The organism is Azospirillum sp. B4 (assembly GCF_000333275.1).
Taxonomy (GTDB): Bacteria; Pseudomonadota; Alphaproteobacteria; order Azospirillales; family Azospirillaceae; genus Nitrospirillum.
In genome coordinates this window covers 1-1,156 of sequence record NZ_BACU01000120.1, presented here as the reverse complement: position 1 = coordinate 1,156, position 1,156 = coordinate 1, and the positions used below count along the sequence as shown (strand labels likewise).

At 61.9% G+C, this 1,156-nt stretch carries 1 protein-coding gene; it reads left to right on the top strand.

Going from position 1 to position 1,156, the window contains the following annotated elements; genetic code table 11:
• A partial coding sequence (locus I55_RS05760; RefSeq protein WP_044559552.1) for a hypothetical protein occupies positions 1–1,156 on the top strand: 1,156 nt, incomplete at both ends.

The following is a 1,156-nucleotide window of genomic DNA, read 5'->3' as shown; positions in this document are numbered from 1 at the left end:
AGCGTCGGGTCATCGCCGCACATGATGTGGTTGCCGGCGGTGGCGGCGCCATCGACAAACTTGCCGATCTCAAGACGGCTGTAACGTCGGCCTTGTCGGCGATTGCATTGCTCACGCCGCTCGTCGACGCCGGGTCAGTAATGGACCTCGACTTTGAGGCGGCCGAAAAGGTTGTCGAGAGGGAGGAAGGTGGCGAAGCGCGCAAAAAGCTGGATGGGCTGACGACGGCGGTGACATCGCTTTCGACCGGAGCCCTCGTCGATGGCGACCTCGCCGATCTCGACCGTCTTATCGGCCTGGCCAGGACGCGGGATGAGGCGATCAATCGCGTCGGCGCCCATGCGCTTCACGCGCTGCTGAAAGATGCGCTTGCCGTCGTTGGCGGATCTGATTGGCGCGATCCCAAGCGATGCCCGATCTGCGAGGTGCAAGGCGAGGAGCCGCTCAAGCCGAAGTTGGAGGCCAGAATCGCGGAGTATGACGCGGCCGCCGAACTCGGCGCCGGCTTGGTGAAGGAGGTTACCACCTCGGTCGGCATCGCCAAGGTACGCCAGCTCGAAGACACTGCTGCCATGGGGATCGGAACGGCCGACAGGCTTCATGTCGCTTTTGATCTCGCCGCTAAGAAAGGGGAGGTGACCACCGCGGATCTGGCAAAGCTCAAAGCGCGACTCGAGGAGCTGGAGAAGCTTCGCGCGGAAACGCTGGAGCGCGTGCAACTGGAGGCGTCCGCCCTTCAGGCCGAACTGCCTCCCTCCTTGGTGCAGGTGACGCGCACACTAAGCCTCGCCAAGCAGTTCCGTGATGCAGTCGTCGAGTTTGAAGCGGCCGCGCCGCCGCTGAAGGCAAAACAGGCCAAACTTGCGCTTTTGAATCGCTGGAAGACGTTCATTACCAAGGCAGCGCAGACCTTCGCGGATGCAGAAACGGCTCTGGCGAACAAGCGAATCGCCGAAATCCAGACCACGTGCCAGAACTTGTTCGGACGGTTTGTGCGCGGCGGGCCCGATGTTAAACCGACCCTGACCCGCGCACAGAATAGCGAGAACGTCGATCTCAAGTTGGCGGACTTTTTCGGCCTCAGCGATCTCAGCGCCCGCGCTTTGCTGTCAGAAAGCTACCGCAATGCTGTAGCTGCTGCGATCTTCCTTCCGCC